The 24,850-nt window shown below is 58.8% G+C and carries 25 protein-coding genes; 18 read left to right on the forward strand and 7 right to left on the reverse strand.

Annotated features, from left to right (window positions below; genetic code table 11):
* Positions 1-4: 4 nt before the first annotated feature.
* Together O9H32_RS09400 and O9H32_RS09405 are read right to left on the reverse strand one after the other, a co-directional pair.
* The gene (locus tag O9H32_RS09400; protein WP_269865774.1) at positions 5-1,084 is read right to left on the reverse strand and encodes a BMP family lipoprotein; all 1,080 of its coding nucleotides are present in this window, start codon (positions 1,082-1,084) and stop codon (positions 5-7) included.
* 257 nt (positions 1,085-1,341) lie between these two features.
* Positions 1,342-1,917: a Dps family protein gene (locus O9H32_RS09405; protein WP_319946932.1), complete on the reverse strand. Its 576-nt coding sequence runs from the start codon at positions 1,915-1,917 to the stop codon at positions 1,342-1,344.
* Positions 1,918-2,141: 224 nt separating this feature from the next.
* Here O9H32_RS09405 and O9H32_RS09410 point away from each other — a divergent pair, with 224 nt between their 5' ends.
* From O9H32_RS09410 to O9H32_RS09430, 5 genes are all read left to right on the forward strand, one after another.
* Complete coding sequence (locus O9H32_RS09410; protein ID WP_269865775.1) at positions 2,142-2,624, forward strand: DUF948 domain-containing protein; 483 nt, start codon at positions 2,142-2,144, stop codon at positions 2,622-2,624.
* A gap of 138 nt (positions 2,625-2,762) precedes the next feature.
* Entirely contained in the window at positions 2,763-3,125 is a 363-nt protein-coding gene (locus O9H32_RS09415; protein WP_269865776.1) for an STAS domain-containing protein, read from the forward strand.
* 20 nt (positions 3,126-3,145) lie between these two features.
* Positions 3,146-3,595, forward strand: a complete 450-nt coding sequence (rsbW, locus tag O9H32_RS09420) for an anti-sigma B factor RsbW (RefSeq protein WP_269865777.1) — start codon at positions 3,146-3,148, stop codon at positions 3,593-3,595.
* Positions 3,592-4,383 (forward strand): sigma-70 family RNA polymerase sigma factor, encoded by a 792-nt coding sequence (locus O9H32_RS09425; RefSeq protein ID WP_269865778.1) that lies wholly within the window; start codon positions 3,592-3,594, stop codon positions 4,381-4,383. Before rsbW ends, O9H32_RS09425 begins: the two co-directional genes overlap by 4 nt.
* A 195-nt stretch (positions 4,384-4,578) precedes the next feature.
* Positions 4,579-4,899 carry a hypothetical protein gene (locus O9H32_RS09430; protein WP_269865779.1) on the forward strand — a complete coding sequence of 107 codons (321 nt, stop codon included), beginning with the start codon at positions 4,579-4,581 and terminating at the stop codon, positions 4,897-4,899.
* Positions 4,900-4,956: 57 nt separating this feature from the next.
* Here the strand turns inward: O9H32_RS09430 and O9H32_RS09435 are convergent, their stop codons facing one another.
* Positions 4,957-5,259: a hypothetical protein gene (locus tag O9H32_RS09435; RefSeq protein ID WP_269865781.1), complete on the reverse strand. Its 303-nt coding sequence runs from the start codon at positions 5,257-5,259 to the stop codon at positions 4,957-4,959.
* Positions 5,260-5,662: 403 nt separating this feature from the next.
* Here O9H32_RS09435 and O9H32_RS09440 point away from each other — a divergent pair, with 403 nt between their 5' ends.
* Positions 5,663-8,311 carry a putative bifunctional diguanylate cyclase/phosphodiesterase gene (locus O9H32_RS09440; protein WP_269865782.1) on the forward strand — a complete coding sequence of 883 codons (2,649 nt, stop codon included), beginning with the start codon at positions 5,663-5,665 and terminating at the stop codon, positions 8,309-8,311.
* A 47-nt stretch (positions 8,312-8,358) separates the two neighbouring features.
* Positions 8,359-9,663, forward strand: coding sequence for an ABC transporter substrate-binding protein (locus O9H32_RS09445; RefSeq protein WP_269865783.1), 1,305 nt, complete (start codon positions 8,359-8,361; stop codon positions 9,661-9,663).
* Positions 9,664-9,860: 197 nt separating this feature from the next.
* On the opposite strand, the gene O9H32_RS09450 is transcribed toward O9H32_RS09445, so the two are convergent.
* Together O9H32_RS09450 and O9H32_RS09455 are read right to left on the reverse strand one after the other, a co-directional pair.
* Positions 9,861-10,340 (reverse strand): YtxH domain-containing protein, encoded by a 480-nt coding sequence (locus O9H32_RS09450; protein WP_269865784.1) that lies wholly within the window; start codon positions 10,338-10,340, stop codon positions 9,861-9,863.
* Positions 10,341-10,421: 81 nt separating this feature from the next.
* Positions 10,422-10,676: a GlsB/YeaQ/YmgE family stress response membrane protein gene (locus O9H32_RS09455; protein ID WP_269865785.1), complete on the reverse strand. Its 255-nt coding sequence runs from the start codon at positions 10,674-10,676 to the stop codon at positions 10,422-10,424.
* 245 nt (positions 10,677-10,921) lie between these two features.
* Between O9H32_RS09455 and O9H32_RS09460 the strand changes: the two genes are divergently transcribed.
* The 3 genes from O9H32_RS09460 to O9H32_RS09470 all read left to right on the forward strand — a co-directional run bounded on the left by O9H32_RS09460 (position 10,922) and on the right by O9H32_RS09470 (position 14,387).
* Complete coding sequence (locus O9H32_RS09460) at positions 10,922-11,470, forward strand: RNA polymerase sigma factor (RefSeq protein WP_269866055.1); 549 nt, start codon at positions 10,922-10,924, stop codon at positions 11,468-11,470.
* A complete protein-coding gene (locus O9H32_RS09465; RefSeq protein WP_269865786.1) occupies positions 11,467-13,095 on the forward strand; it encodes an ABC transporter substrate-binding protein in 1,629 nt (542 codons plus the stop codon). The genes O9H32_RS09460 and O9H32_RS09465 overlap by 4 nt, the downstream gene beginning before the upstream one ends.
* Before the next feature lie 383 nt (positions 13,096-13,478).
* A complete protein-coding gene (locus O9H32_RS09470; RefSeq protein WP_269865787.1) occupies positions 13,479-14,387 on the forward strand; it encodes a helix-turn-helix domain-containing protein in 909 nt (302 codons plus the stop codon).
* On the opposite strand, the gene O9H32_RS09475 is transcribed toward O9H32_RS09470, so the two are convergent.
* Complete coding sequence (locus O9H32_RS09475) at positions 14,368-15,228, reverse strand: helix-turn-helix domain-containing protein (RefSeq protein ID WP_269866056.1); 861 nt, start codon at positions 15,226-15,228, stop codon at positions 14,368-14,370. The genes O9H32_RS09470 and O9H32_RS09475 overlap by 20 nt on opposite strands.
* A gap of 382 nt (positions 15,229-15,610) precedes the next feature.
* Here O9H32_RS09475 and O9H32_RS09480 point away from each other — a divergent pair, with 382 nt between their 5' ends.
* The 3 genes from O9H32_RS09480 (at position 15,611) to O9H32_RS09490 (ending at position 19,061) form a co-directional block, all read left to right on the forward strand.
* On the forward strand, positions 15,611-16,819 hold the full coding sequence (locus O9H32_RS09480) for a glycoside hydrolase family 88 protein (RefSeq protein ID WP_269866057.1): 1,209 nt from the start codon (positions 15,611-15,613) through the stop codon (positions 16,817-16,819).
* Between the two features lie 343 nt (positions 16,820-17,162).
* Complete coding sequence (locus tag O9H32_RS09485; protein ID WP_269865788.1) at positions 17,163-17,987, forward strand: MerR family transcriptional regulator; 825 nt, start codon at positions 17,163-17,165, stop codon at positions 17,985-17,987.
* Positions 17,988-18,038: 51 nt separating this feature from the next.
* A complete protein-coding gene (locus O9H32_RS09490; RefSeq protein ID WP_269865789.1) occupies positions 18,039-19,061 on the forward strand; it encodes a serine hydrolase domain-containing protein in 1,023 nt (340 codons plus the stop codon).
* Between the two features lie 313 nt (positions 19,062-19,374).
* Here the strand turns inward: O9H32_RS09490 and O9H32_RS09495 are convergent, their stop codons facing one another.
* Positions 19,375-20,313: a helix-turn-helix domain-containing protein gene (locus O9H32_RS09495; protein ID WP_269866058.1), complete on the reverse strand. Its 939-nt coding sequence runs from the start codon at positions 20,311-20,313 to the stop codon at positions 19,375-19,377.
* A gap of 245 nt (positions 20,314-20,558) precedes the next feature.
* Between O9H32_RS09495 and O9H32_RS09500 the strand changes: the two genes are divergently transcribed.
* The 5 genes from O9H32_RS09500 (at position 20,559) to O9H32_RS09520 (ending at position 24,835) form a co-directional block, all read left to right on the forward strand.
* Entirely contained in the window at positions 20,559-21,299 is a 741-nt protein-coding gene (locus tag O9H32_RS09500; protein ID WP_269865790.1) for a ThuA domain-containing protein, read from the forward strand.
* A gap of 510 nt (positions 21,300-21,809) precedes the next feature.
* Entirely contained in the window at positions 21,810-22,892 is a 1,083-nt protein-coding gene (locus tag O9H32_RS09505; RefSeq protein WP_269865791.1) for an alkene reductase, read from the forward strand.
* A 48-nt stretch (positions 22,893-22,940) separates the two neighbouring features.
* Positions 22,941-23,543 (forward strand): TetR/AcrR family transcriptional regulator, encoded by a 603-nt coding sequence (locus tag O9H32_RS09510; RefSeq protein ID WP_269865792.1) that lies wholly within the window; start codon positions 22,941-22,943, stop codon positions 23,541-23,543.
* Positions 23,540-24,166, forward strand: coding sequence for a DNA-3-methyladenine glycosylase I (locus O9H32_RS09515; RefSeq protein WP_269865793.1), 627 nt, complete (start codon positions 23,540-23,542; stop codon positions 24,164-24,166). Before O9H32_RS09510 ends, O9H32_RS09515 begins: the two co-directional genes overlap by 4 nt.
* A 153-nt stretch (positions 24,167-24,319) precedes the next feature.
* A complete protein-coding gene (locus O9H32_RS09520; protein WP_269865794.1) occupies positions 24,320-24,835 on the forward strand; it encodes a hypothetical protein in 516 nt (171 codons plus the stop codon).
* The last annotated feature ends 15 nt before the right edge of the window (positions 24,836-24,850 follow it).

Below are 24,850 nucleotides of genomic sequence, written 5' to 3' on the forward strand. Positions count from 1 at the left end.
AGACTCATTGCTCCGGAACCTTAATCTCGCCGCTGATAATGCGCTGCTTATACTCCTCGGCCTTCTTCAGCACTTCCTCCGGCACATTCTTCGCGGAAGTCTCCGGAAGACCGACGCCGTCGTCCTTCAGGCCGAGCACCGTCGTCTTGCCGCCCTCGTACTTGCCTCCGATCAAGTCGTTCGAGACGCGGTATACCGCCTGATCCACCCGCTTCATCATCGACGTCAGCGTGACATCGTCGCCGAAGGTCTTCGATTGATCCTGATCGACCCCGATCACCCAGACCTTCTGTCCGCCCTTCACCCGGTCCTTCGCTTCATTGAATACGCCGTTGCCCGTGGCTCCGGAGGCGTGGAAGATAATATCCGCTCCATCGTTATAGAGCGTCGCTGCCGCCGCCTTGCCGAGGTCGGGCTTATCGAAGGCGCCGGTATAGTTCACGGTGAGCTTGGCCTGCGGATTGACGGCGGTCACCCCGGCCCGGAAGCCCGCTTCGAAGCGCTTGATGACCGGAATGTCGATGCCGCCGACAAAGCCGATCTTGTTCGTCTTCGTCATGAGCCCGGCGACGACGCCGACGAGATAGGACCCTTCGTTCTCAGCGAAGGTGACCGAGGCCACGTTCGGCGCATCGACGACATTGTCGATGATCGCCAGCTTCGCATTCGGATTCTGGGACGCCACCGTCTTCATCGAATCCCCGATAATGAACCCGATGCCCCAAGTCAGGCTGTAATTGCCTTTGACCATCTGGTTCAGGTTAGGCAAATACTCTGCGTCGCTCTTACTCTGCAAATACTTCACCTTGGCTCCTGTGTCCTTCTCGAGCTTCTGCAGCCCTTCCCATGCGCTTTGGTTGAAGGAATTGTCGTTGACGCCGCCAACGTCAGTTACCATGCCGATCGTAAATTTGGCGCCGGCCTGATTGCCTGCCGCGCCGCCTTCGGTTCCGGCGGCCGTGCCTCCTGTACCTGTGTTGCCCGAATCGGCTGTACCGTTGTTGCCCGTGTTCTTGCCGCAGCCGGTGAGCGCCACCAACGCCACGAGCAGGGTGACCGCGGAGCGGGACATCCATGTTCTCATCGCTGTTCATCCTCCTGGTATGGGTCATCTTCACAGCCCTTGATCAGGCGTAGTATTCTCCAAGGAATGTCAGCTTATGACAAGAAAGGGCAGCGCCGGTCCGAAGCACCTGAGGGGACACGGAGGGAGCCGTTCGCCGGCTGCCTGCCCGCCCGGCTGCAGCTCTCCTATGGAGGGCGGCGCAGCACAAAGAGAGCCTGACCGGATACCGGTCAGGCTCTCTTCTTCAAGCGGCAGGGCCGCAGCGCATCCAGGGATTATTCAACTTCGCGTCCGAGATGGGCGTTCAGCATCCACACGTGCTTCTCCAGCTTCGTCTTCAGCTCCAGCAGCATATCATGCGTGCCTTCGTCCTTCTCCTCTTCCGCGAGTTCCATCGCTTCGCCTGTTTCTTCGATGAGCTGCTTGTAGTCATCGCGGAGCGAGCGGACCATCTCTTCAGCCGTCTCGAGCGGCTCATGCTCTTCGATCGTGGCGGCCGCGGCAATCTCCTTGGACGTCGACACCGGCTGGCCGCCGACGGACAGCAGGCGCTCGGCCAGCTCGTCCAGCGTCAGGGATGCTTCCTCGTACAGCTCCTGGAACTTCACGTGGAGCGGGAAGAAGTTGGGCCCCTTGACGTACCAGTGGTGCTGATGGATCTTCATATGAAGGATCGCCCAGTTGGCGATCTGCTGGTTGATCAGCGAGAGCAGCTCGCTCTGCGAATCCTTGGAAGAAGAGGAGCGCGAAGATCCTTTGGAAGAGGATTCTCGGGAAGACGCTTCTTTAGAAGAAGACTCTCTCGCTGCTTTTTCTTTCAGTTCTTTTTCTTTCTCGAGTACTTTAGCCATGACGGTATCCCTCCTGAGATTATATGGATTGGTGTAGGTGCCGGCCTCTGCCGGGCCGGGTGGTTAATGTTGGCATGTCTATCCTTAACCCGGGCTGCCAGGGTCTGAATCAGCCCGGTGCCCTGGATCTGCGGCAGGAGGAGGATGGGGTTTCAAGCCCGGAACCCCGGGGTAAACATAGTCCAACACCAACCAATCAAAGGGACAGGAAAGGAAGGAAACACATGGACAACAACTGGATCATCGAGGCCAGCGTAGCCATCGCCGCTATCGCCTTCGTAGCACTCGTCGTTTTCCTTATTATGACGCTCCGCTCGGTATCGGCCCTGCTGACGCAGACGAACGGGATCATGCGTGAGATTCAGCAGCAGGTCAGCGGCATCAGCGCCGAAGCGACCGAAGTGCTCCGCCACACCAACGAGGTGACGGTGGATGTGCGCAACAAGCTGCACTCCATTGATTCGGTCGTCTACTCCGTGAAGAACGTGGGGGATGCGGTGGAGGAGATCACTTCGTCCTTGAAGCAAGCATCGGCTTCCGTCGCCGGAACCGTGCGCAGCAAGGTGGTCGAAACGAACAAGCTGGCCGGCAGTCCGTCCGAGGACAAGGTCGTGAAGGTCATGCAGGCCGTGCCGGTCGTGATCGACCTCTGGAATTCCTTCCGCAACCGCAAGTCGGCGAAGAGCCAGGGGCTCAGCAAGGCCTAAACGCCTTCTCCGAAAACTTTTACAAAAAAATATGCGCCGTCTGTTTCAGCACGGCAGTCCTGGGGTAATTAAAGGAAGATTAACAGGGCTGCCGACTTCTTCATGTCGGAGACAAGCTGCAGCCGGGGGAGGAACAATATGGATAGGTCGCAAGCATTCGGAGTCGAAACACAAAGAACGGAAAGTGCCAACACCGTATATCTGCAAGGGGAGCTGGATCTGTCCAAAGTAGCGGAGCTTCGCTGCGCGCTGGATACGTTCATCGCCGATACGTCGCGTAAGCTCGTACTGAACCTGCGGGAGCTGCAGTATATTGACAGCACCGGCATCGGTGTGATTGTATCGGTATTAAAGGCCCGGGACGTGCTCAAAGCACCTTTCGCGGTAGAAGACATCCCACCTAAGATCAAACGGTTGTTCGACCTGACGGGGATCACCGCATTCCTGCAGACGAACGAAGCCGCCAACGACGCGACGCAAGCACGGACCATTAACGGATAGGAAAGGATCGAAGCGACCGTATGAAACCCGAATCTCAAGTAGTAAGTCTCACTGTTCCTGCAGAAGCGGAGTTCATCGACTTGGTCCGGCTGACGCTGTATGGCATCAGCTCCAAGCTCGGCTTCACCTATGAAGAGATCGAAGATATGAAAGTGGCGGTAGCCGAAGCTTGTAACAATGCCGTCGTGCATGCATATGAGCCCGGCAATCCGGGGCAGATGGAAGTGCGGTTCGAGAAGATGAATGACGGTCTGCGCATTGTCGTGAAGGACTTCGGGCCGAGCTTTAACTTCGAGGACAAAGCGCAGCGCGCCGAATCCCTGCATGACAAGACGCTGAATGAAATCAATGTGGGAGGACTCGGCATTTATCTGATGCAGGCGTTGATGGATGACGTGGAAGTGATGACGGGCATCGGAACCGAAGTGGTCCTCACGAAGCGGGTATCCAGGAGCGAGGAAATGGTATGAAGATCAATTCGGAGCGATTGGCAAATGCGAGCGCTGAAGAGCTCATCGTAAAATATCAGCAAACCGGCTGCAACGATACCGCGACCGTGCTGCTCCAGCAGTATGAGCCGATGGTGAAAATGGCGGCCGGTAAAATGTCACGCAATCGCCCCGATCTCTTCGAAGACCTCTACCAAGTGGGGCAGATGTCCGTACTCAAGCTGCTGAAGCAGTTTGATTTGACGCTCGGCGTACAGTTCGAGGCCTATATGATGAAGAGCGTCATCGGCCATATGAAGAACTATTTGCGTGACAAGTCCTGGTACGTACAAGTGCCGCGGCGCATTAAAGAGAAGGGCAACCAGATCCAGCAGGTGGTCGATACCTTGACGGTGAAGCTCGAGCGGTCGCCCAATGTCGACGAGATCGCCTCGGCCATGGACCTCTCCGTCGAGGAAACCATCGAAATCCTTGCCGGACGGGACTATTACCACTACGTATCGCTGGATACGCCTCTATCGGCCGAAGATAACGGCTCGACGATCGGGGATGTGATTGGCTCCCCAAGCGATGCATACAGCCAAGTGGAGAACCGTCTTGCGCTTCAGGAAGCCCTCGTGCATCTCAAACCCGAAGAGCAGAAGGTGCTGCAGCTGGCTTATGTGGAAGGGCAGTCACAGCGGACGATCGCCAATCAGCTGGGGGTCTCCCAGATGAGCGTCTCCCGGATCCAGAAGCGGGCGCTCGACAAGCTTAAGGCTTACTTCCAGGAACCGGACGGTAACAACAGTATGGGAATGGGGACATAGACGCGCCTGCGAGAGGCGCGTTTTTGCATGGGTGTGGACTGAGGGATAGAGGGAGAGGCGGAAGAAGGCATAGATGGGTCTGTAAAAGTCAGAAAATTCTGAACCAATTGGTCCGCCGCGGGTTCAGCCGTCAGGCCACCGGGTAATAATAAACAAGGACGACGAGCCCCAATATTCCATAAGGCGGTGGGAGTCATGACAGTCAAGCATAGTATCAAATGCAGCGGCAGTGAAGTGTTGGTGCGGGAAACGCCGGAGAAGCAGTATATTCTGGCGATCCAATCGACGACGAACCCGTTGGGCTTCGGCAATGTATTGGAAACGTTTACGGACAAAGAGGAGGCGATCCGCTCGGCTGAGCTTTTCTGCCGGTCGCTGTCAGCGGCCAAGGAACGCGGTTACTATCTAGAGAACGGGCACTTCGTGAAGCCGGAGCGGGAGAGGATTCCGGTCGCCGCCTGTTTTCACGAGGGGCAGACAGAAGAGGGATGGATCGAACAGCTCAGCCGGGGATAAGCTCCCCGGCTTTTTGTTGTCCGCCGGAGGAGAAGGGCCCAGAGCGGCAGCCGTGCGTTATGGCTGTGAAGTGATCCAATGCATGGCCCCTGCGGAGATCAGGAAGATCACGATGAACACGGGGATCCAATGCCACCGGATACCGAGATCCGCTTCACCGGCTTGCTCTTGTTGTGCTCCTCCTTCGTCAGCTCCCCCTCTTACAGCAGCCGCAGAGGCGACGGCCGGCAGCTCTCGCCACTCCCCCGAGGCTTCGTCACGGAGTCTCAGCCTTCCATCTTCGGGATCCAGCTCCAGCCGGAGCGTCCCCTCTTCCAGCAGGTCCACAATTCTCTTATGTCCTTCTTCCAGCTTGCTCATGGCACCTCATCTCCCTTCACGGTTTATTGCATCGAGCGCAAGTATCGAACTTTGCGGCACAAACTTCAAAGATGATGCTCGCTGCGGCGGCAATAAAGTACATACTAAGTTTGGTAAAGGGGGGAGGGGCTCATCCACCGCGCGGCAGAAAAGCGTACTAACGAAGGAAAGGGCTGCGCAGGACTGTAACTACCTGTCTATATTGTACTATGCCGTCCAAGGATTACCAAGCCCGAATCGCTAAATTGACAGAATATTCGAATTTATTATGGGAATGGCTGGCCTGCTCTCCGTTATCACCTTCGCCTATAATCCCACTTCGCTTTCGCCGATATAGAAAGAGTAGCTTTAGTGGAACATGCGGTAAACCGCTCCCCATTCAGACCAGGATAGGACCGATATCATGAAATTCACACGCCGGAACCTGCACAAACGGATCCGCCCCCTCCTGCTAGGGGCAGTGCTTTATGGATTGGCTGTTGTGGCCCTTACACACACCGTACCGATGATTTTCGGACTTTATCTTAGTTTTGCCGGCGTATTCCTGATGATCGGATTACGGCTCTTCGGTATTGTTCCGGCTGTCGTGCTTACCGTCTTGGCGGTTGTTACCGGCAAAGTGCTCGTGGGGCTTCCGCTTTCGGCCTTCTTCCTTGTGCCTGAGGTGGCCCTCACCGGCTGGATCCTCCGGAACAAGAAGCAATATCTGCTCATCGCCGATCTGCTCTACTGGGGAACAGCGGGCTGGCTGATCTTGTCGGCTGCTTATTATGCGGATGTAGGACATGCGGGCCCCGAAACGCTGCTGCTGCTCTTCAAATCGAGTATGTACGGGGCGTTCAATGCCCTCCTCGCCGATATAGCTATATCCTACCTGCCGCTGTATCGGCTGGCCGGGTATCGCGCGCCGGATGCTGCGGGCGGCATCTCCTACCAACGGATTCTGTTCCATCTCGTCATGGCAGCGATTCTACTGCCCTTCGTTCTGCTCATGACCATTGTTAGCTGGTACCAGAATGCTATGATGCTGGAGCGGACCGGCGGGCTGACCGAAGGGCAGGCCATTCAACTGGAACAGGAACTGCGGACTTGGAATGACGAAGAACTCCGCGGATTGAAGCTTCATTCCTTGCTCGAACTCAGCCGGTTGAACGAGGTGCTGGTGAAGCTCGGCGATAAAGAAGGGATCCGCAGTTATGTGATCGACAGCGGAAATATCGTCGCAGCTTCGAATGTGCCTGAGAGGATAAGGAAGCCTTGGGAATGGAAATCGGGATGGCAGCTGCTTCCCCAGGAACAGCCGGGTCTCTATCTCAGTAGACCGGCTCCGGGACAACAACTGTTCGAGATAGCGGCCTGGCAGGAGTCGAGCTTCTATTACAGCAAGCCGCTGGAAGGTCTGCCCTACGTGCTTCTGCTCGAAGTGCCGATGGACGTGTATCTCCATGAGCTTCAAGCGCTGCACCTGCTGAATTACACTCTCGTGCTGCTCTTCCTCTTCGCAGCCGTGATGTTCACGCTGAGCGCATCCCGGCGTCTCACCTCGGTACTGCAGCTGCTGGGTCAGGCTACGGCCGATCTTCCCCGGAAGCTCAAGGAAGAGGAAGAAATTCATTGGCCGGAGTCCCGGGTAACGGAGGTCCGCCGCCTGACGACCAACTTCCGGGCGATGTCGGGCGAGCTGCTCAAGATGTTCCGTGAGACGGTCCGGATGAACGGCAGGCTCCAGACCCAGACCGAGCTTCTGAAGGAGTCGGAGCGGCGTCTGGAGCAGCTTGCTTATTACGATATGCTGACGGGCCTGCCGAACCGGCTGCACTTCGGCAAATACTTGAGCGAGTGGATGGAGCAGCCCGCTGACCGGGGACTGCTGCTCGGGATTCTCTTCTTGGATCTCGACCGCTTCAAGCAGGTCAACGATACGTTCGGACATTCGGCCGGAGATGAGCTGCTCATTGCGGTGGCGCAGCGGCTCGCAGCCGGGGTGAGGCATGCGCCGGTCTTCCGGTTCGGCGGCGACGAGTTCGTCGTGCTGGTTTCCTGCCGGAAGCGAAGCGAAGTGGCGGAGACGGCGGAAGCCGTTCTGGCGGCGCTGACAGAGCCCGTCATGCTGCAGGGGCAGGAGATCTTCGTCCGCTGCTCCATTGGTATCTCGCTGTTCCCGGGCGACGCGGATGACGCCGACGGCCTGCTCAAGAATGCGGACGATGCGATGTACGAAGCGAAGGAACGCGGGGGAGGCCACTATGCCTTCTATTCCGAGACGATGAACGGCAGCGCGGCGGAGCGTCTCCAGCTCGAACAGGCACTGCACCGGGCGCTAGCCGCCGGCGAGTTCGAACTGTTCTACCAGCCCCAGTACAACGGGCTGAGCGGGAAGATCAGCGGCGTGGAGGCGCTCATCCGCTGGAATCATCCGCAGGAGGGATACATTCCGCCTGCGCGCTTCATTCCCTTGGCCGAGCAGACGGGAGAGATCCGGGCCATCGGCGAATGGGTGCTGCGCGAGGCCTGCTTCGAAGGGCAGCGCCTGCAGGAGCGGGCGCCGGGTCTGCTCATGGCGGTGAATCTGTCCCCCCGCCAGCTTGAACAGCCTGATATTGTGGAGCGGGTCGCCGGGATCCTGCGGGAGTCGGGGCTGCCGCCGCAGCTGCTGGAGCTCGAGATTACGGAGGAATCCTTCATCCGCCACGAGGAGCGGGCGATGGAGGCACTGCAGCAGTTCAAGGATATGGGCATTCGTCTGGCGATCGACGACTTCGGCACCGGCTACTCTTCCTTCGCCCAGATGAAACGGCTGATGCCGCATACGCTCAAGATCGACCGGTCGTTCGTCCACGGGATGGACCGGGACATGAGTAACGCATCGATCGTACAGGCCCTGATCACGATGGCCCACAGCCTGAAGCTGAAGGTTGTGGGGGAAGGGGTCGAGACGCAGGAGGAGCTGGCGTGCCTGCACGGATTCGGATGCGATGAAATGCAAGGCTATTACTACAGCAAACCCCTGCCGCGCATACCGTTAGAGCAGCTGTTGAGCGAACTGCTCTAAGGAAGGGATGGCGAATCAGGAGGCGGGAGAAGGGAGGGATAGAAAAGATGAGACATTATCCATGGCCGGGGAACCGGCTGACGGCTGCCGCCGCGCTCACGCTGCTCGCGTTCCTCGGCACGGCCTGCGGACCGGCCGCCGGCGACACGGCTGCCCAGCTGCCGCAAGCCGCCCAGCTGGAGCGTGCTTACCAGGTCGCTGCCACGGTACCGCAGCTGACGATCTGGACTTATTACGACATCTCCCGCGAGGCGGAGGCGTTCCGCTCGAAGCATCCGGAGGTCCAGGTGAATGTGGCGACCTTCCCGCAGAAGGACTATGTGGAGGCCTATCTGAACGGCCTTGCCGACTCAGCGCCCCCTGACCTCCTGCTCATCGGCAACGAGGACATCGGGGAGTTCAATGCGATTGAAGGTCTGGAGAACCTGGAGGAGCCCCCTTACGCGGCTGCCGCGTATAAGGAGGCGATTCCCGGCAATCTGTGGAAGCTCTATACCTCCTTCGACCGCGAGCGGTTGATATCCCTTCCGGTCCAGCTCCCAACGGCAGCGACCTATTACCGGCGTGATCTGCTCGAGGACTCCGGGCTGCCGGGAGATCCGGAGGCGCTGGGCGCCTACCTAGAGACGCCGGAGAATTGGCTGAATGTGGCCCGGAGGCTCAAAGAGAAGGACCATTATATTTTTCAATGGGATTCCGAGCCGGTAGAGGTGTCCGCCATGCAGGGGAATTACGTGCGGGAGGACTTGTCGTTCGCCCGGAATCAGCCGGTCTACCAGCTCACGCTCGATCTGGCCAAGGAAGTCCGCCGGGCAGGGTTGGCCCTGCGAAGTTCCGTGCGGACGGAGCCGGGGCAGGAGGCGCTCCGCAGCGGCAAGCTGGCGATGCTCTATATGGGGCGCTGGGGCGTGGAGGCGCTGGAGCAATGGGCGCCTCAGACCAAGGGGCTGTGGAGCATGACGAGGCTGCCGCTGAATCTGTACGGCTGGAGCGGCGGCTCGTCGCTTGCGATCCCGAGCCGGTCTCAGAGCAAGGAGCTTGCCTGGGATTTTGCCTGCATGACGACACAGCTCAAGGCACCGGCACGGCAGAGTTCCTTCATGGATCTGACACCGATGGATGAACTGTACCGTTACGGGCTGACGCGAGTCGAGCGGCAGACGCCCGCTCCGTTCGACCGGGAGCTGAGGGGGTTGTGGACCGAGTCGGTCACCGACATCCTCGAGAACGGGACGGACACGGCGAGCGGCCTCCGCTTCATCGAGAGCCAGTCCGACAGTCTGATGGAGAGAGACCGGGAACGGCTGCTTCATTATCTGGGGAAGCCTCCGGAGTCTCCTGACTCCAAGTAAGCCGGGTCTTCAGCAGCCGCATAGGTCCGGGCTGCGCCCCTCGCCTGCGCAGCGCACGCCCCTCGGATTCACCAGCGTGCGGCAGCCGCCGCAAAGAGCCGTTCCTCTCTCATCAGTGATGAGGGAGGAACGGCTCTTCGCATGCCTAGCGCTCTGCTCTCCATAAGGAGAGCGGGACGCTGGGCTTCGGCTATGAATTAATAGCGGGATGCAGCGGTTTTGTTCGCGGCGTCTTCCGCCTTGTCCAGCGAATTCTGGGCGGCGGTGGAAGCGGATTCGAGTGCCTTGTGCGCCGAGTCGGCGGCACCGCTCAGCTTCTGCTCGGAAGCATTAGCCGCTTTGTCGATGGCTTCATGGGAAGCGTCCGCCACCGATGTCGTGGCCTGCTGGGCTTTCTCGACCAGCTCGGAGCCGCGTTCTTTTACCATCGTAGCCGTATCGGACGCTTTCTCCTTCACCATGGACGCGGTATCAGCCGCCTTCTCTTTGGCCATGGCCATATACTCGGCCCCTTTGGTCTGGATGGTGTTCACCACTTCCATCAGGTCGCTGCGAAGCTCGCGTCCTGTCTTCGGAGCCATCAACAGAGCCACCAGGGCGCCTGTAGCTGCACCGACAACCGTACCGAGCAGCAGGGAGCTGCTTCTGCTTTCCGTAGACGTGTTCACTGTACTCATAATCATTCACTCCTTAGATTTGGTATATGGAGATAGGCTGCTTGTGTCTGTGCCTGTACGAGGGATCCGGAACCCGGGATCTTAAGCAGCGCGGTTCATGCCGCGGGCCAGCAGGCTGAGGACCAGGACGAACAAGGCTGCACCGATGATGGCCGGTACGACGGAGAACCCGCCGAGCTGCGGACCCCAGCTGCCCAATAGCATGCCGCCGATCCAAGCGCCTACGAATCCGGCGATCATGGAACCGATGATGCCGCCCGGCATCCGTCCCGGGGCGATCGCAGATCCGATAACACCGATGACGATCGCCATGATAATCATAATAATCCAACTCATTGCCACTCACGCTCCTTTGTCTGTTTTGTCCCTTTATGGAAGAGTGTGTTCTGTGCTTGCTTGTCTCTTTTTACCCGGGGGGTCTAGGGGTGAAACAAGCCCGGATGCCCTCGCCAGAAGGGGCGGTGGATCGCGGCCAAGAGCGGGGTCAGCTCCCAAGAAATGAGGAAGAAGAGCGGCCCGCGGAGAGAAAAGGGAACTTTATCCCCGGCTGCTCCGTCCAATAGAGCAGAGAGGTGAGCCGGGTGGCGTTCGACTATTTGAAATCGCTCTCCGGCGGAGTGGACCGGAGCTGCGTGCTGTCGGAGCTGATGGGGGCCTATGGCGAGGACGTATGGAATTACGTCTTCTTCCTGACCCGCGATCATGCGCTGTCCGACGATATTACACAGGATGTGTTCGTGAAAGTCTATGAAAAGATGTACAGCTTCCGCGGCGAGTGCAGTGTGCGTACGTGGCTGCTGGCGATCACCCGCAACCTGGTGCGCGATTATTGGCGCTCGGCGTGGTTCCGCCGGGTGATCCCATTCGGTTCGCCGCGGCGTGAGGAGCACGGCCCGTCCGCGGAATCGCAGGCAGTCGCCGCCCTCGTCACCGAAGAGGTATGGGGAGCGGTACTGGAGCTGCCCCGCAAGCTGCGGGAGGTGCTCCTGCTGCATGCGCACCACGGCTTGTCCTATGCCGAGATTGCGGAGCTTCTTGCCGTATCCCAAGGCACGGTGAAGTCGAGGCTGTCGCGGGCCCGGGCCAAAGTATCCCATCTGCTGGAGCGGGAAGGGGGAGAGCGGAGATGAGAGGCAAAAGGGAAACCCCGCCGTGGGAAAAGGAGCTGGGGGGCCGGCCTCCCCTGCGGGAAGGCGGCTACTCGAGAGAGCTGGAAGGCCGGGTGATGCAGCGGATTGCGTCGGGCCGGGTGCCGCGCACACGCCGCAGGCTGATCCGCTGGAGTCCGGTCCTGGCCTGCGGCCTGCTGCTGGCCATCGGCATCACCCAGGCGGACTCCTTGGCCGGTTGGGCCGGGCGGATCGGCAGAGATCCGGGAGCGGAAGGCAGCGCGCTGAACGGCGGCAAGCCTATCGTGCTCAAAGTGGCTTCAGACTCGGCTGCGGACTTCATGGCGTCTTACGGGCAGGCGTTCGAGAAGCGATATCCGAATGCGAAGCTGCGGGTGATTCCGCTGGGAGGCCGGTCCGCATTCGAGCCGGAGAAGGAGGATTCGGCCTGGACAGCGTGGCTTCGGGCCGAGAAGCCCGACGTGCTGGAGCTCGCTGCCGGCCGGACCTTCAGCATGCTGGCGGAGGAAGGGAGACTGCTGGCGCTGGAGGAGGCTTCCCGGGAGGAAGGCTGGGAGGCCGGGCGGATGCATACCGGCGTCATGGAATCGCTGCGCCGCCTGGGAGGCGGCGGGCTGTACGGCATCGCACCGGAGTATGACCAGCTGGCTCTGTACTACCATCCTGCGCTGTTCGGCCGCTACGGTGTGCCCGCTCCCCGCGACGGCATGACCTGGGAGCAGCTGCTCGGCACTGCTTCCCGGTTCGCCTCCGTGCAGACGGAGGAAGGGGAGCGCATCTACGGACTGGCCGCCGGAGAGGATACCGGATTGGTGGACGGCATGCTGAACGCCGCGGCGGGCGGAGGGCTGGACCTGCTGGATCCGGCGGGCCGCTTCAGCCTGCAGTCGGCGCAGTGGAGCGGTCTCTGGGGGCAGGCGGTAGAGGCTGTGCGGCGCGGGGCTGTCTATACCGGGAGGATGCAGAAGGAAGCGAAGCGAGCCGTGGCCGCGCAGCCGACGGGAATTGAGAAGGACGGCGGGCAAGGCGGGCACGCTTCCGGAGAAGCGGAACCCGGCGGCGCACCGGCCGCGGAGGGGAGTGCCGTGCGTCTGTTCCTGGAAGGCCGGGCCGCCATGGTGCTGGGCGATTACGACTTCGCGAGGCGTCTGGATGAGGCCTCCAGGACTGGAGCATCCGAGGCCTCCAAGGACTGGAATGTTGCAACCGAACCGACGGTGTCCGTCGGGCCGGGTGAGGTCTCCACGACGTTCGCGCTGCGCAAGGTGTATGCGGCTGCTGCGGTGTCGGAGCAGCAGGAAGCGGCGCTGACGCTGGTGAAGTGGATCGCCGGCGAAGAGGCGGCGAAAGGGCGGGCCGCGGCAGCGGGCGAGCAGCATCTGCCCGCACGGCTGCCGGGTCTCACGCTGCGGCTGCTGCAGGGCAAGCATGCCGAGGCATTCTACCGGCTGCGTCCGTCGCAGCCGGAGGAGGCCCGCGTCCTGCCGGCCGAGCTGGCCGGGGTGCTGCCGCTGCTCGCCGCGGAGCGCCTCGAGGCGGCGGCGGCCGGCAGGCAGACGCCGGAGGCGGCGCTGCGGCAGCTGGAGGCCGAGGCGCAGGCCGTGCCGGGCGGCAGCGCGAAGTAGGCGCAGGCCGTGCCGGGCGGCGGCGCGAAGTAGGCCGCAGGCCATGCCGGGCGGCAGCGCGAAGTAGGCCGCAGGCCGTGCCGGTCGGCAGCGCGAAGTAGGCGCAGGCCGTGTGCGCGGAAGCGGCACAGCATGCAGGCCGCGCTACCGCCAGGCCGCTCCCTTCTTGCGGTCAAGCTGCTGCCTTACGCTGTACCGGCCATTGGGCTGCCGTACCTCTTTGCACGTGTGGTGCAAGGAGGTACGGCAGCTCTTTTTTGCCCTCCCGCTTCCCGGCTCTTCCGTCCCTCCCCCTGCTCCCTCAAGGTCCCCCAGCCCCTATAGGCAGCGCCCTGTATTCGGGGTATGATGGAAGCACGAATGCTGTACGGGAGGCCGGGAAGATGGAGCAGGAGCAGCTGCAGGTCATGAGGAGTTACCTGGACAATGCGCAGATGACGCTCGATACGGTGCATTATACGAAGGTAGGAACGAACTGGCGTTACCGCTTCGAGAATCCGGAAGAGAACCGCCTCTACTTCATCCGCGAGGGGAGCGGGTGGGTCCGGCTGCGGGGCCGCCTGTTCCATCCGCAGCCGGGGGAGCTTCTGCTGCTGCCGGCAGGGGCGAAGCTTGAGCTGGGGTTATGCGGCGACGAGGACAGGTTCGGGAAGTATTGGTGCCACTTTGGAGCGAAGGTGGGGGATGTGAACCTCTTCCAGATGCTGGATCTGCCGGGCTGCATCCGGGCGCGGGAGGAGGCTTGGGTGGAGCAGCAGTTCCAATCCTTGGAGACGCTCTACCGCAGTCAGGCGCTGACCGCGCCCCTGCGCATCAAGGCGCTGCTTCTCGAGCTCGTCTCCTATTACATGGAAGAGGCGCTCGGGCAGCAAGGACAGCAAGGACAGGGAATTGCGCTGGCCCCCTCCGCCGCCGAAGGCAAGATCACTTCCGTGCTCCGTTATATCGACGCGCATCTCAGCGAGGGAATGACGGTGGAAGAACTGGCGCGTCTGGTGCATTTTCACCCCAATTATTTCATGCCGTACTTCAAAACGATGATGGGTCTCTCCCCGATCGCTTACATCAACCGCAAGCGGATGGAGAGGGCGAAGGAACTGCTGCGGGACTCGGACCTTGCCGTGACGGAAGTGGCGGAGCGGGTCGGGCTGGAGCTGCCTTACTTCTCGAGGCTGTTCAAAAAGCAGACGGCTCTCTCCCCTACACAGTACCGCAGCAGCGTCCGGGGCCGCGGGGGAGGGCCGGAACGGGAGGAGGCTTCCCTGCCGCCGCTCACGGATGTCCCTTCCTGAACCGGTGCGGCGAGAGCCCGGTGTGCTTCTTGAATAGCTGGCAAAAGTACGAGAAGCTCCCGAGCCCCACGCCCTGGCCAATCTCCTGCACGGAGAGGTCGGTCGTGCGCAGAAGCCAGCACGCCTGCCGGATGCGGCGGGCGGTCACATACTCCGTGAGGGAGCTCCCGACGGATTGGCGGAAGACGGCCGAGGCATGATTGGGCGACAGATGCACGGACCGGGCCAGCGCCGCCAGCTCGAACGGCTCCGCGAAGTGGTTCTCGATCCAAGCCATCATGCTCTCGGCCGCAGCGGAGCCGCGGGAGAGCGGAAAATGCCCGGCGGCGGCCGGGGCGACGGGGCGGCAGGCGCTGCGGATATAGTCCAGGAACGCGGTGAGGAACAGCAGCTGCTCTTCCGCCCCTGCGTGCGGGGCGGGCTGCGCCAGCCGGACTGCATGAAGCGCCAAGAGCGCCTCCCCGGCGGCCGGCGATTCGCTGTCGAAGACCCGGGGGGCCAGCGGGTCCTTCCACAAGCCCTGCAGGAAGCTGCGCAGTCCGGCGAATGGGACTAGGGCATCGTCCAGTACGGGGGGTTCGAGGACGAACAGCGAGCGGACGTAAGGCTGTTGAGGCAGCGGCTGTACATGAATCCGGTGCAGCTGATATGGCCGGAAGACCAGGACAAGGCCAGGGCGGAGTTCGATGATTTGTTGCTCTACAACGGCGGTTCCCTTTCCTTCATGGATATAGAGCAGCTCGAGCCCTTGGTGCGCATGGTAATAATCCACAATACCGGAAGTCCGCTTCTTGCGGAAAGATAGCACAATGGGATGTGTATTCAGGTTCATGTAATTCATCAGTTTCACGGCAGGTGCCTCCCCTCCAGGCGGATTCATTTCATCGTATTCTAACGACATTTTAGCATAAGAGAGCCATACTTTGGGGGCGCTCTTTTTGGTATGCTGGGAACAAGACAAGGATAGATCGTCAGGATGGAAGGGTAAGGCCGCACAAAGGATCGGCCGGAGATTGACGCAGGAGTGGGAGCATTGCAGGGGGGCTCGGCGGGCCGTGGAGAGTGTGGCGGGCCGCTGCAGACTCATTACACCGTCCCGTCGGAGCGGGTGGAGCTGCCGCCTTCGTACAATACGCTGGATAGTATTACGAGGGGCCGGCATGGTACCGGACGAGGCCCGAAGTGAATAACCCGTATATCCGGGCCGGCTGCTCTCACAATGAATATACGAAGGAGCGAGTGCGATGACGGATAGAGCGGGGAATGCACGATCCGTGCAGGCGGAGGGTGGAGCTGCGAAGTGGAGAGACGAGGCACAGCTGAAGGAGATCCTGCCGGAAGTCTGGACGCTGCTGCAGACCAAGGTAAGCCGGATGATCGGCCAAATCGGCGGCAAGTCGCCCCACGTGGCAAGGCCGGAAGAAGGAATATATGACGACCTGCGGATAGACTGGTGGACGTCGGGCTTCTGGCCGGGCCTGCTGTGGATCCTGCACGACATGACGGGAGAAGCGGCGTACCGCGAAGCGGCATGGCCGTGGGATGAGAAGATGGAGCGCCGCATGATCGAGGACAACAATTACCATCACGATGTTGGGTTCCAGTTCCTTCCGACGGCGGTCATCAAGTATAAGCTGACAGGCGATAAGGATGGGCTGCGGCGCGGGCTGCAGGCGGCGAACTTCCTGGCCGGCCGGTTCAATCTCGCCGGACGGTTCATCCGGGCGTGGAACGGCGACAAGCTTGGCTGGTCCATCGTAGACTCCTCGATGAACCTGTCCTTGCTCTTCTGGGCAAGCGAAGAGAGCGGAGACTCCCGCTTCGCGCAGATTGCCCGGGCTCATGCCGACACGGTAGTGGAGCACTTCATCCGCGCAGACGGTTCCGTGAACCACATCGTGTCGTTCGATCCGCATACCGGCGCGGTCATCGAATCCTTGGGCGGCCAAGGGGCGGCGCCGGATTCTTCATGGAGCCGGGGGGCCGCCTGGGCACTCCACGGCATGGCCAACACGTTCCGCTATACGGGGGACCGGCATTATCTGGAGGCGGCACAGCGGGTGGCGCATTACTTCCTGGCATGCCTGCCGGAGGACGGCGTGCCGCACTGGGACTTCCGCGCAGCAGATGATCTCGCTGCCGAGCCCCGCGATACGTCCGCGGGGGCCTGCGCCGCATCCGGCCTGCTGGAGCTGGCGGATGCGCTGCCGGGCCCTGGGGGGGCCGTCTACCGGCAGGGCGCCGAGCGCATCCTGCTGGGCCTCACACGTCATTACGGCACGTGGGACCGGCCGGAGCACGAGGCGATCCTGCTCTCCGGCACGGGCCACAAGCCCGCCGGACAGAATGTAGACGTTTCGCTGATCTACGGCGATTACTACTATGTCGAGGCGATAGCAAAGCTGATGGGTTGGGAGCGGCGTATTTTCTAAGGAGGTATGAGCGCTCGAGGGCACTTACTCTTCGGGGAACCGGAGCCCGAAGGACTGCGGCCGCTTTACAAAATCATCATGGGAATCCGCTCCCGGGGGTATTGTAGAATCGGCTGCAGTCCGGTATGATAAATAACGATAGAGACAGATGATGGTTGTGAAGCACACGCCGCTCATTCCCGGTAACGGGGATGGGCGGCTTTTTGTATTTCCAGGCCGGATTGCCTGACCACCATAGAATCGCAGAGATCATTGCAGTTGACTTTGCCCTTAGGGTAAGGGGTAGAGTGTACAATACAAAGCAGGCAATCCGTAGGAACACACGACGAAGGGAGGAGGCCTCTTGCTATCGATTGGAGAATTCTCGAAGATCTGTGAAGTATCTACCAAGACGCTTCGATACTATGATGAGATCGGATTAATTAAGCCGGATGAGATTAACCCCGAGAATGGATATAGGTATTACTCCATCGGACAGCTCCAAAAGATGCTCTTGATCAACAGGTTGAAATCGTATCACTTTTCGCTGGAAGACATCAAAGCCATGGTGGAATGGGAAGAGGATATATCCGATGAGAAGCTTTGTTCTGCTCTTCGCCGCAAGAGGGGGGAGATACAGGAGAAGGTCAGTGTTCTTGAATATACCCTGAACCAAATGAGCGATGACATTTTAAATTTAGAGAAGGGCCTAGCCATGATGTCCTACCTCGACCATATCGAAGTGCAGCTCGTTGAAACCCGGCCTATGAACATCCTCTCCATGCGGCAGATGATGAGTAGGGATGACTACATGTCAGGATACGGACCGTATTTTAGCAGACTGTACACCAAGATCGCTGGGGAAAAACTTACCCTGCTTGGCACGCCAATGACGATCTACCACAGCCCTGAATACGATCCGGCCGGCAATGATACAGAGTTTGCGATCCCGGTGGAAGAGGTTGTAAAAGGCACGAGAGAACTGCCTGGAGGCCTGTGTGCGAAGTCCGTATTAAAGGGTGCCTATCCCGAATTGGCATCGGTCTATGCCAAGCTGAGAGAATGGGCGGATAAGGAAGGATATGAATGGATGCAATCCCCCTATGAAGTATATGTAACCGGTCCCCATCAAACCGCCGCCCCGGAGGAGTCGGTTACCGAGGTGTATTTTCCTGTAATGAAAAAATAGCAGGATGACCTGCTTAACGCTCTTGTAGGACTCTTGTAGGAGGGATCTATCATGCAAAGAAACTACTGGCCGACAGCAGCATGGCAATCCGCAGACCCGGCTGCCGTGGGAATGGACGAGAAGAAGCTTGCCGAACTTGAACCCGTGATAGCATCCGAGTACAGCAATATAAGCGGGATCGTTGTTGTGAGAAAAGGATACATCGCCTATGAGCGATATGATCATGGCTATGGAGCGGACGCGGCGCACCATGTGGCCTCCGTGACGAAAAGCATCCTATCCGCCCTCATGGGTATGGCTATAGAGGCAGGATATATCACGGATGCCGACCAGAAGGTACTGGATTTTTTTCCTGAATACGATCCGGATGCTGCGGATAAGCAGAAACGGGAAATCACCATACGCGACCTCCTTACGATGACAGCCCCCTATTCATTCGCAGACTGGCACGAGCCGCTGGACAAGATGTGCATGCAGCCCGACTGGACCTCATATGCTCTCGATATGCTGGGTCACAAGGGGAGCAGGGGAGCTTTCAAATATTCCACCGCAGGGGCGCACCTGCTGTCGGCTATCATCACCCGCAGCACAGGACAAAGCGCCCGGGAGTTTGCGGTCGAACGCTTATTCAAACCTATCGGAATGAAGGCGATCCCGGATAATGACATGGAGGCATTTGGATTTGATGACTTATTCGGAGATAAGGTGAAGGGATGGGTGAAAGACCCGCAGGGCAACTCCACAGGAGGATGGGGACTTACGCTGACTCCCCGGGATATGGCGCGGTTTGGTTTTCTATATCTGAACCGGGGGGTGTGGGACCGTCATCAGGTTATTCCGGAGACATGGATAGAAGAATCAACAGCTATGAACCCCAATCATTACGGATACCTTTGGTGGTTGCGCGAAGAGGACGGAATTTCCGCATACTTGGCACTTGGCGATGGCGGGAATGTCATCTGCTGCATACCGGACAAAGACCTGGTCGTAGCCATTGCATCCGAGTTCATTCCTAATCCGCGTGATAGGTGGACACTGATTAAGGAACATGTGGTTCCGGCCGTATCCGGCTGAACTTGAAAGGCGCACCCGCTCACAGGGATATAAATAACGCTGCTATGACGGAAAAGTATGGAGGCGCCACAGCAGCATAGCATACGCCAAAGAAACCGGCGGTTTTGATATTTAATCAAAACCGCCGGTTTCTTTGGCAGCGGCCGGGCGGCACTGCGACCACGCACCGCCTGCACGCTTTGTCCATGCACCGCTTGCGACGCTGCGACCCCGATCTGTCTGCACGCTTTGTCCGCGCTCCGCGCGCCCCCACCAGCCTACGCGTCCGCACATCATCCGCGCCATTACGCGGCTTCGGCCCTCCGCCAAGGCCCTACACCCTGGCGTCTTCTACGGTGCCGAGGCCGGCCTGGCTGCGCATGCGCTGGCGGAACTCCTTCGGCGAGCACTGGTTGTGCCGTTTGAAGAGCTTGTAGAACTGGGCCATGTTCGGGATGCCGACCTCGAAGCCGACTTCCATGATGCTCAGATCGCGGGTGAGCAGGAGACGCTCGGCGGTTTTGACCCGCTTGTAGTTCACGTAGTCGACGAAGGAGAGGCCCATCGCCTTCTTGAAGTACTTGATAAAATAGTGGTAGCTGAGATTGAGCAGCCCGCATACGTCCTCGACCGCGATCTTCTCGCCGAGGTGGCGGTCGACGTAGTCGAGGGCGGGGCGCAGCCGCAGCAGTTCGCTGTCGTCCGTGCCGCCTAGGACGCCGCGGTGATCGCAGCGCAGCAGCAGGAGCATCAGCCGCTTGATCGATGACGAGATCGCCATCTCATAGCCCCGCAGCCGGTTCTGCGACTCCTCGTAGATGTCCATCACGAGCCCGAAGGCTTCCCGGCGGGCCGCCTCATTCTCCCGAAAAATATAATTGAGTTCTCCGAGCGGCCGGGTCAGCTCGGAGAACGCGGAGAGATACGGCATCGTGCTCTGGTCGAAGTGCTGCGACAGGTCGAGCTGGAACACCACCTGCCGGATCGCCGACGCATCCGGTTTATACGTGCGGTGCAGCTGTGACGCGCCGAGCAGCATGACATCGCCGGGGCCGAGCGTGCAGGAGTCGTCCTTCGTCTGCACCCCGAGCTGTCCCTCGAGCACGACGAGAAACTCTACTTCTTTATGATAATGCCAGTGCCACCGCTCCGGAATACCGTACGTGGGCAGGTCCCAGAACAGCTCCCAGATTTTCAGCCGCAGCAGCGGATTCTGATAGACCACAACTTCCTCATTGATCGCCTCGAGAGGCGAGTCCAGCGCCGCATTCATCAACAGGTCTCGTGCACCTCGCTCCACCAACATGGACACTTCCATAATATGTATACGTATTCAAGCGCAGCCTGATGAAGGATCCAGGCCTGACACCCCCAGTATATCACGAATCAACAACCATGGCATTTTTGCATAAGACCCAGGCAGGATCGAGCATATCTTTTTGGGTAAAGAATCAATATACTCAGTGGTATCTGATCATCCTATTCACCATATCAATCAAACCTTGGAGGGATCCGCTAATGGCACAGCCCAAACTGCGCGTTACCGTATGGAATGAATTCCGTCATGAAAAAAAGAACGAGAAAGTCCGCGCCGTCTACCCGAACGGCATTCATACCGCCATCGGCGAAGGGCTGGGCGACGAAGTCGAGGTCACGTACGCGACGCTTGATGAGCCGGAGCATGGCCTGACGCAGGAAGTGCTCGACAACACCGATGTCCTCTTCTGGTGGGGGCATATGGCCCACGACGAAGTGAGCGATGATATCGTGAAACGCGTGCAGGACCGCGTCCTGCATGGCATGGGGCTGATCGTGCTGCACTCCGGCCATTTCTCGAAGATTTTCAAGACGCTGATGGGCACCTCCTGCGACCTGAAGTGGCGCGAGGCCGACGAGAAGGAGCGCATCTGGGTCGTGAGCCCGGGCCACCCGATTGTAGAAGGCATAGGCGAATACATCGACTTCGAAGAAGAAGAGATGTACGGCGAGCACTTCGACATCCCGGCGCCGGATGAGCTCATCATGGTGTCTTGGTTCGAAGGCGGCGAAGTGTTCCGCAGCGGCTGCACCTTCTCCCGCGGCCAAGGCAAGATCTTCTACTTCCGCCCAGGGCACGAGACCTACCCGACGTACTACAACGAACAAGTGCGCCGCGTGCTCTCCAACGCTGCGAAGTGGGCCGCCCCGTCGACCCGCGAGTATCCGAAGTACGGCAACCACAAGCCGCTCGAGGTCATCAAGGCGAAGACGAACGCGTAACGACCGAACATTTTTGTGATAACTGACAGGCCCGGATCGCACCGAAAGAGGTGCCGCCTCCGGGCCTTTTTTGGGCGCCGAAGTTCAAGGGAAGGACCTGCGGGGGTCCGGAAGATTACAGGCGGACGGGTATTACTTGGATCTTCGTTTCACGGCGCTGGTGGTAGCAGCTTTGTACGGAAGCCTGCGCAATTCAGCGGTGCTTGTCGGGACCATGGTGGCCTTCGGCCTCATCCGTGCGATGAACGGGAGGGTAGATATTCACAGCAAGAAAGGCTCGGGTACGGAATTACCATTCTGCTCCCCAGAATGTGTAGGGTGTGCAGGATTATGGAAGCGGTGTCTATGGAGGATAACGCAGCAATGCTTTGAGGGCTGGAACGGGTTGTAAGGCGGCATCCCGTTGCAGTCCTTTTTCAATTGACGAATTAGGACGATCGTGCTAATATCTCATTAAATTGGACGTTCGTCCTAATTGTGTTGCAGAATTTTGAAGGAGATGAGATCATAATGTCAAATGAATTATTTGAGCCTGTTCAGCTGGGTGATCTGACACTGTCCAACCGGATGGTCATGGCACCGATGACTCGTAATCGCGCCGATGCTAGCGGTGTTGTGCCGCCCATGATGGTGACCTACTATCAACAACGTGCCAGTGCCGGTCTCATCATTACAGAGTCTGCCCCCGTTTCACCGGAGGCGGTCGGCTACCCGTTCACCCCGGGGATCTATACGGATACCCAAGCTGTCAGCTGGCGCCGCGTGACTGATGCGGTGCACTCCGCCGGCGGACGTATCTTTCTTCAGCTGCAGCATTGCGGGAGGATCTCCCACCCGAGCTTGCAGCCGGACCACGCGACGCCAGTGGCTCCGTCGGCACTGCGGCCGGAGGGACAGGTCTATACCTATACCGGAAAGCACGATTATGTGATGCCGCGCGCGCTGGAGACCTCTGAAATTCCGAAGATGGCAGCGCAGTTCCAACGCGCTGCAGAGATGGCCAAACAAGCCGGCTTTGATGGCGTGGAGGTACACGGCGCGAACGGTTATGTGATCGATCAATTCCTCCGCGACGGCAGCAACCGCCGCACCGATGCGTATGGGGGCAGCGTGCAGAATCGGATGCGCCTGCTGAACGAAGTCCTCGATGCGGTTTGTGCGGTGTGGCCGGCCCAGCGTGTAGGCGTACGCTTGACCCCGGAGAACCGGTTCAACTCCATGTCGGATTCCAACCCGCAGAAGCATTTCTCGTATTTTGCCGAGCAGCTCAGTCCGCGCGGTTTGGCGTATCTGCATGTGCTCGAAGGTGATATGATGACGAGGAACAGTGAGCTGGACTATCGAGCCTTGCGTTCGAAGTTTGCGGGTACGTATATCGCTAACAATGGCTATGACTTGCTTCGTGCCCAAACAGCGTTACGCAGCGGCGCCGCGGATTTGGTTGCTTTTGGGGCCCCGTTCTTGGCCAATCCGGATCTGGTGCGCCGCTATCGGGAGGGCCTGCCATTGAATGAAGCCGATCCCGCCACGTTCTACCAAGGCGGCGAAGAGGGTTACATCGATTATTCCTTTTACTGCGGTGAGGAAGCATAAGTAAGCCGACTGACCTTGGAGGTGTGGTCGGCGACGGAGGTGTTAGGCATGAAAGGTAAAATAACTCGCGAGCACATCGTCGAATCGGCCGACCGGCTGTTCTATCAGCGGGGTTACGAGCATACATCCTTCGCGGATATTGCCGATTCTGTGCAAATTTCCAAGGGGAACTTCTATTATCACTTCAAATCGAAGGACGAGATTCTGGCTGCCGTGATTGAGCTGCGGCTGGAGAATACCCGGAACATGCTGGTGCAATGGGAAGACGAAGGAGAGCGGCCCGAGGATCGGATCAAGAGCTTTATCCATATTCTGATTGCCAACCAGGCTGATATTACCATGTACGGTTGCCCGGTCGGCACGCTCTGCACGGAACTGGCGAAGCTCAATCATGCCTCGAAGGCGGAGGCAAGCGAGCTGTTCTCCTTGTTTCGTTCCTGGCTGAGCCGGCAGTTCGTGCAGCTCGGCCGCGAAGCAGACGCCGACGAGCTGGCGATGCATCTCCTCGCCCGCAGCCAAGGGGTCGCCACGCTGGCGCAAGCGTTTCGGGACGAGGGATTCATTAAGCATGAGGTCGAGCAGATGTGTGACTGGTTGAGCTGTATGGCAAACGCCACGCAGCTTGCGCACGAATCAGGAGGGGGCCTATGAGCACGACGATAGTGGGGCAAGATGGCAAACCGCGCTGCAGCTGGTGCGGCGCCGCGCCGGAATTTCCGCATTATCACGACACCGAATGGGGATTTCCGGTCAGCGACGATCGACGGTTGTTCGAGAAATTAAGTCTGGAGGGATTCCAATCCGGACTGAGCTGGCGTACCATCCTTGCCAAACGCGAGAACTTCCGCGAGGCGTTCCATCAGTTTGATTTCGACCGAATCGCATGCTATACGGAGCGTGACCTGGGCCGATTGCTCGGAAATGAAGGCATCATCCGACATCGCGGCAAGATCGAGGCGGTTATTAACAATGCGCAGCGGGTGCAGGAGCTCATTCAACGCGAAGGCTCGCTAGCCGCCTTCATCTGGCGGTACGAGCCGGACCGGAGTCAGCTGGCAGCGCCGCAGACCGCATCGACCTCGGCGCAATCGATCGCGCTGTCGAAGGAGCTCAAACAGCAGGGCTGGAAATTCGTCGGGCCTACTACGGTGTATGCCTTCATGCAAGCGATGGGGTTAATCAACGATCATGCCGAGGGTTGCGCGACCCGGGTAGAGGTTGAGCGCGCGCGCCAACATTTCCAGCGTCCAGTGGATGGGAGGAGCCATCGTTGAACCTGAACCGTTCCGTCATTAATCGCAGAGGATTTTCCTGAACCCACAATCCGGATAGAGTTTGAAGCGAATATTCCATGGATGCTAAGTGAACCGCCGGAATCAGAATGAAAAATGGGGTTTGTATGGTCTATCAAGTATCTATGATAGGGTGTGGGTAATATAAAAAGTTTGTTTTCGGAGCTGAACGGGTTTGTACTATATGAACCTGTCTTATTACAAAATTACTTGGAGATAAATCAATTACAAGATAGGGATGTTCTTCAATACTTCACTGAAACGGAGCATGGCGACAATATTACTAAGAATGGAATTGCTATACCTGTAATAGGTCTTAATACTAGCTATTATCAATTTCATATTGCGTTCCATGATGATAAAAGGTCCTTATTATTAAATGAGAATGAAACGAAGGTAAGCTCTTCCGGCTGGGTATTCCACACGGAGTCAGGCCAACTTCGGGTTGCAGGGGTAGGTTATTTCAAGAATATAGACTCCATCCATACAAACAACTCTCTTACTTTTGCTATCGAAAGAGGTTGGTATTCTGTGAGTATCCGATGCGGAGAAATGGAAGGTCAAGAGGAATTGGTACTTGAAATCATCTTAAAAAAGGAAAAGAGCAATCCGGAGTTTTATGGCGATTTGGAAGTGAGCTATTACTTTTGACTTGGCCCATTCCAT

This window comes from Paenibacillus caseinilyticus (assembly GCF_027533645.1).
Classification (GTDB): domain Bacteria; phylum Bacillota; class Bacilli; order Paenibacillales; family NBRC-103111; genus Paenibacillus_G; species Paenibacillus_G caseinilyticus.

Excerpts from the sequence above, each read along its gene's own strand:
- O9H32_RS09400 (WP_269865774.1), bottom strand. The coding sequence starts at position 1,084 with ATGAGAACATGGATGTCCCGCTCCGCGGTCACCCTGCTCGTGGCGTTG.
- O9H32_RS09405 (WP_319946932.1), bottom strand. The coding sequence starts at position 1,917 with ATGGCTAAAGTACTCGAGAAAGAAAAAGAACTGAAAGAAAAAGCAGCG.
- O9H32_RS09410 (WP_269865775.1), top strand. The coding sequence starts at position 2,142 with ATGGACAACAACTGGATCATCGAGGCCAGCGTAGCCATCGCCGCTATC.
- O9H32_RS09415 (WP_269865776.1), top strand. The coding sequence starts at position 2,763 with ATGGATAGGTCGCAAGCATTCGGAGTCGAAACACAAAGAACGGAAAGT.
- rsbW (WP_269865777.1), top strand. The coding sequence starts at position 3,146 with ATGAAACCCGAATCTCAAGTAGTAAGTCTCACTGTTCCTGCAGAAGCG.
- O9H32_RS09425 (WP_269865778.1), top strand. The coding sequence starts at position 3,592 with ATGAAGATCAATTCGGAGCGATTGGCAAATGCGAGCGCTGAAGAGCTC.
- O9H32_RS09430 (WP_269865779.1), top strand. The coding sequence starts at position 4,579 with ATGACAGTCAAGCATAGTATCAAATGCAGCGGCAGTGAAGTGTTGGTG.
- O9H32_RS09435 (WP_269865781.1), bottom strand. The coding sequence starts at position 5,259 with ATGAGCAAGCTGGAAGAAGGACATAAGAGAATTGTGGACCTGCTGGAA.
- O9H32_RS09440 (WP_269865782.1), top strand. The coding sequence starts at position 5,663 with ATGAAATTCACACGCCGGAACCTGCACAAACGGATCCGCCCCCTCCTG.
- O9H32_RS09445 (WP_269865783.1), top strand. The coding sequence starts at position 8,359 with ATGAGACATTATCCATGGCCGGGGAACCGGCTGACGGCTGCCGCCGCG.
- O9H32_RS09450 (WP_269865784.1), bottom strand. The coding sequence starts at position 10,340 with ATGAGTACAGTGAACACGTCTACGGAAAGCAGAAGCAGCTCCCTGCTG.
- O9H32_RS09455 (WP_269865785.1), bottom strand. The coding sequence starts at position 10,676 with ATGAGTTGGATTATTATGATTATCATGGCGATCGTCATCGGTGTTATC.
- O9H32_RS09465 (WP_269865786.1), top strand. The coding sequence starts at position 11,467 with ATGAGAGGCAAAAGGGAAACCCCGCCGTGGGAAAAGGAGCTGGGGGGC.
- O9H32_RS09470 (WP_269865787.1), top strand. The coding sequence starts at position 13,479 with ATGGAGCAGGAGCAGCTGCAGGTCATGAGGAGTTACCTGGACAATGCG.
- O9H32_RS09475 (WP_269866056.1), bottom strand. The coding sequence starts at position 15,228 with ATGAATTACATGAACCTGAATACACATCCCATTGTGCTATCTTTCCGC.
- O9H32_RS09490 (WP_269865789.1), top strand. The coding sequence starts at position 18,039 with ATGCAAAGAAACTACTGGCCGACAGCAGCATGGCAATCCGCAGACCCG.
- O9H32_RS09495 (WP_269866058.1), bottom strand. The coding sequence starts at position 20,313 with ATGAATGCGGCGCTGGACTCGCCTCTCGAGGCGATCAATGAGGAAGTT.
- O9H32_RS09500 (WP_269865790.1), top strand. The coding sequence starts at position 20,559 with ATGGCACAGCCCAAACTGCGCGTTACCGTATGGAATGAATTCCGTCAT.
- O9H32_RS09505 (WP_269865791.1), top strand. The coding sequence starts at position 21,810 with ATGTCAAATGAATTATTTGAGCCTGTTCAGCTGGGTGATCTGACACTG.
- O9H32_RS09510 (WP_269865792.1), top strand. The coding sequence starts at position 22,941 with ATGAAAGGTAAAATAACTCGCGAGCACATCGTCGAATCGGCCGACCGG.
- O9H32_RS09515 (WP_269865793.1), top strand. The coding sequence starts at position 23,540 with ATGAGCACGACGATAGTGGGGCAAGATGGCAAACCGCGCTGCAGCTGG.